Source organism: Pseudomonas agronomica (assembly GCF_025917275.1).
Classification (GTDB): Bacteria; Pseudomonadota; Gammaproteobacteria; order Pseudomonadales; family Pseudomonadaceae; genus Aquipseudomonas; species Aquipseudomonas agronomica.
Genome location: NZ_JAOSHO010000446.1, coordinates 1 through 4,102 on the forward strand (window position 1 = coordinate 1; position 4,102 = coordinate 4,102).

The window sequence follows — 4,102 nt, forward strand, 5'->3', positions numbered from 1 at the left end:
CTGCGCATCGATGGACGCAAGGCTGTGCTGACCGAGGCCGGCGGCGTACTGTTGCGCCGCTCCCGGCAACTGGTGAAACAGGCCAGCCAGCTGGAAGACCTGGCCCATCACATGGAGCAAGGCTGGGAAGCGGAGGTGCGCCTGGTGGTCGACGCGGCCTACCCGAGTGCCCGCCTCGTCCGGGCGCTGACGGCGTTCATGCCGCAGAGCCGAGGCTGCCGGGTGCGCCTGCGCGAAGAAGTGTTGTCGGGCGTGGAGGAAGTGCTGCTCGAAGGCGTGGCCGACCTGGCCATCAGCGGCTTCAGCATTCCCGGTTACCTGGGTGCGGAATTGAGCGATGTCGAATTCATCGCGGTGGCCCACCCCGAGCACCCCTTGCATCGTCTCAACCGCGAGCTGAATTTCCAGGACCTGGAAAGCCACCTGCAAGTGGTCATCCGCGACTCCGGTCGCCAACAGCCCAGGGATGTTGGCTGGCTCGGTGCCGAACAGCGCTGGACCGTCGGCAGTCTCGCCACCGCCGCGACGTTTGTCGGCAGCGGCCTGGGCTTCGCCTGGCTGCCACGGCACATGATCGAACGGCAGCTGAATGAAGGTGTGCTCAAGCGTCTACCCTTGGAACAGGGAGGCAGCCGCAATTCGACTTTCTATCTGTTCTCCAACAAGGAAAAACCCCTGGGCCCGGCCACGCAAATCCTCATCGAACTGCTGCGCACCTTTGACACCGCGCCGCTGGATGCACCGTTCGCCGCCCCTGAACAAGCCTGACAAGGACTTCGCCCATGGCCTACTTTGCGCACGAAGGTTGCAACCTGCACTACGAGGAGTATGGCCAAGGCGCGCCCTTGGTGCTGGTCCATGGACTGGGTTCCAGCACTCGGGACTGGGAAAAACAGATCCCGGTGCTGTCCGCCCGCTATCGCCTGATCGTGATGGATGTGCGTGGCCACGGTCGCTCCGACAAACCGCGCGAGCGCTACAGTATCGCCGGTTTCAGCGCTGACCTGGGCGCGCTGATCGACCACCTCGACATGGGCCCGGTGCACCTGGTGGGCTGGTCCATGGGCGGGATGATCTGTTTTCAACTGGCCGTGGACGAACCCGCGCGGGTCAAGAGCCTGTGCATCGTCAACAGCGCCCCAGAGGTCAAGGTCCGCACGCCCGACGATTGCTGGCAATGGTTCAAGCGCTGGAGCCTGATGCGCCTGCTCAGCCTGGAAACCATCGGCAAGGCCCTCGGCGCCAAGCTGTTCCCCAAGCCTGAACAGACCGAGCTGCGACTGGAGATGGCCCGGCGCTGGGCAACGAATGACAAACGTGCTTATCTCGCCAGCTTCGACGCCATCGTCGGCTGGGGCGTGCAGGAACGTCTTTCGCAAATTGCCTGTCCAACCCTCATCATTTGCGCCGACCACGACTACACCCCGGTGGCGCTGAAAGAGGCTTATGTAAAGCGATTGCCTGACGCACGACTGGCAGTCATCGCCGATTCACGGCACGCTACGCCGCTGGATCAACCCGAACGCTTCAACCAGACCCTGCTCGAATTCTTGACCGCAACCGATTCCACTACCCAGGATCACTGAACCCATGCTGAAAAAACTCGCCCTCGCCGCCGGCACCGTCCTCTTTGCTGCCAACCTGATGGCCGCGCCTGCGCCGCATGTCTTGCTGGACACCACCAACGGCCAGATCGAAATCGAGCTGGACCCGGTCAAGGCCCCTATCAGTACCAAGAACTTCCTTGAGTATGTCGACAGCGGCTTCTACAACAACACGATTTTCCACCGTGTGATCCCGGGCTTCATGGCCCAGGGCGGCGGTTTTACCCAGCAGATGCAACAGAAAGAGACCAAGGCGCCGATCAAGAACGAAGCCAGCAATGGCCTGCACAACGTACGCGGCACCTTGTCGATGGCCCGCACCTCCAACCCGGATTCGGCCACCAGCCAGTTCTTCATCAATGTGGCCGACAACGCCTTCCTCGACCCAGGCCGCGACGCCGGCTACGCGGTGTTCGCCAAAGTGGTGAAGGGCATGGACGTGGTGGACATCATCGTCAACTCCCAGACCACCACCAAACAAGGCATGCAAAACGTGCCGATCGACCCTGTGATCATCAAGTCGGCCAAGCGCATCGACTAAACCCGCAGGGCAAGCCTGGGCGACGTCGGCGATCCTGCGCCGCCCACAGCAAAAGAAGGAGAGCCCTGCCCGGGCTATGTAACCCATGGTTTATCGCCGTTTCGAAAAACTGATCGACATCTTCCGTGACGCCCCGACCTCGGCCCCGCCGAACCGCGTCCTGCCCTTTTACACCTACTACCTGAAACAAGTCTGGCCCAGCTTCGCCGCGCTATTGGTGGTTGGCCTGATCGGCGCGCTGATCGAGGTGGCGCTGTTCAGCTACCTGAGCCGCATCATCGACCTGACCCAGGCCACGCCCAGCGCCGACTTCTTCAAGGTCCACGGCCTCGAGCTGGCGTGGATGGCCGTGGTTGCGCTGGTGTTCAGGCCGATCTTCGTGGCCCTGCATGACCTGCTGGTCCACCAGACCCTAAGCCCGAGCATGACCAGCCTGATCCGCTGGCAGAACCACAGCTACGTGCTCAAGCAGAGCCTCAACTTCTTCCAGAACGATTTCGCCGGGCGCATCGCCCAGCGCATCATGCAGACCGGCAACTCGCTGCGGGACTCGGCGGTGCAGGCCGTGGATGCGTTGTGGCACGTGCTGATCTATGCCATCAGTTCCCTGGTGCTGTTCGCCGAAGCCGATTGGCGCCTGATGATCCCGCTTTTGATGTGGATCGCCGCCTACATCGGCGCGCTCTATTACTTCGTGCCGCGAGTCAAGGAACGCTCGGTGGTGTCATCCGACGCCCGCTCCAAACTCATGGGGCGGATCGTCGATGGCTACACCAACATCACCACGCTGAAGCTGTTCGCCCACACCAACTTCGAACAGCAATACGCCCGTGAAGCCATCGAGGAGCAGACCGAAAAAGCCCAACTGGCCGGTCGCGTGGTGACCAGCATGGACGTGGTCATCACCAGCATGAACGGCCTGCTGATCGCGGGCACCACGGCCCTGGCCCTGTGGTTGTGGACGCAATCGCTGATCAGCGTCGGCGCGATTGCGCTGGCCACGGGGTTGGTGATCCGCATCGTCAACATGTCCGGCTGGATCATGTGGGTGGTCACCGGCATCTTCGAAAACATCGGCATGGTCCAGGACGGCCTGCAGACCATCTCCCAGCCCGTCAGCGTCACCGACCGCGAGCAGGCCAAGCCGCTGGCGGTGGCCCAGGGCGAGGTGCGCTTCGAGCACGTGGATTTCCACTACGGCAAGAAAAGCGGCGTGATCGGCGACCTGAACCTGGTGATCAAGCCCGGCGAGAAAATCGGCCTGATCGGGCCATCCGGCGCAGGTAAATCGACGCTGGTGAACCTGCTGTTGCGCCTCTATGACGTGCAGGGCGGACGCATCCTCATCGATGGCCAGGACATTGCCCACGTCGGCCAGGAAAGCCTGCGTGCGCGCATCGGCATGATCACCCAGGACACGTCGCTGCTGCACCGTTCGATCCGCGACAACCTGCTTTACGGCAAGCCCGACGCCACCGACGCGCAACTCTGGGAAGCGGTGCACAAGGCGCGGGCCGATGAGTTCATCCCGCTGCTCTCGGACGCCGAAGGCCGCACCGGTTTCGATGCCCACGTCGGCGAGCGCGGCGTGAAGCTCTCCGGCGGCCAGCGCCAGCGCATCGCTATTGCCCGGGTGCTGCTCAAGGACGCGCCGATCCTGATCATGGACGAAGCGACCTCCGCGCTGGACTCGGAAGTCGAGGCAGCCATCCAGGAAAGCCTCGAGACGCTGATGCAAGGCAAGACCGTGATCGCCATCGCCCACCGCCTCTCCACCATCGCCCGGATGGACCGGCTGGTGGTGCTGGAAAAAGGTCGCATCGCCGAGACCGGCAGCCATGCCGAGCTGTTGGCCCAGGGTGGGTTGTATGCGCGGCTGTGGCAGCATCAGACGGGTGGGTTCGTGGGGATCGATTGAACCTTGGTTATGCACAAACCCCGTGGCGAGGGAGCTTGC

4 protein-coding genes are annotated in these 4,102 nt (G+C 62.8%); all 4 read left to right on the top strand.

The genetic code is table 11. The features are described from left to right. Positions 1-768 (top strand): LysR family transcriptional regulator (locus OC610_RS22385; protein ID WP_264430851.1); only part of this gene is annotated, 768 nt, incomplete at its 5' end. 14 nt (positions 769-782) lie between these two features. Next, positions 783-1,586 (top strand): alpha/beta fold hydrolase, encoded by an 804-nt coding sequence (locus OC610_RS22390; RefSeq protein WP_264430852.1) that lies wholly within the window; start codon positions 783-785, stop codon positions 1,584-1,586. A 4-nt stretch (positions 1,587-1,590) separates the two neighbouring features. Continuing rightward, positions 1,591-2,145 carry a peptidylprolyl isomerase gene (locus OC610_RS22395; RefSeq protein WP_264430854.1) on the top strand — a complete coding sequence of 185 codons (555 nt, stop codon included), beginning with the start codon at positions 1,591-1,593 and terminating at the stop codon, positions 2,143-2,145. Between the two features lie 85 nt (positions 2,146-2,230). Next, positions 2,231-4,063, top strand: a complete 1,833-nt coding sequence (locus tag OC610_RS22400; protein WP_198797172.1) for an ABC transporter ATP-binding protein — start codon at positions 2,231-2,233, stop codon at positions 4,061-4,063. Positions 4,064-4,102 lie beyond the last annotated feature (39 nt).

What these genes read in the sequence shown, in the direction of transcription:
- OC610_RS22400 (WP_198797172.1), top strand. Translation starts at nt 2,231, where the DNA reads ATGGTTTATCGCCGTTTCGAAAAACTGATCGACATCTTCCGTGACGCC.
- OC610_RS22395 (WP_264430854.1), top strand. Translation starts at nt 1,591, where the DNA reads ATGCTGAAAAAACTCGCCCTCGCCGCCGGCACCGTCCTCTTTGCTGCC.
- OC610_RS22390 (WP_264430852.1), top strand. Translation starts at nt 783, where the DNA reads ATGGCCTACTTTGCGCACGAAGGTTGCAACCTGCACTACGAGGAGTAT.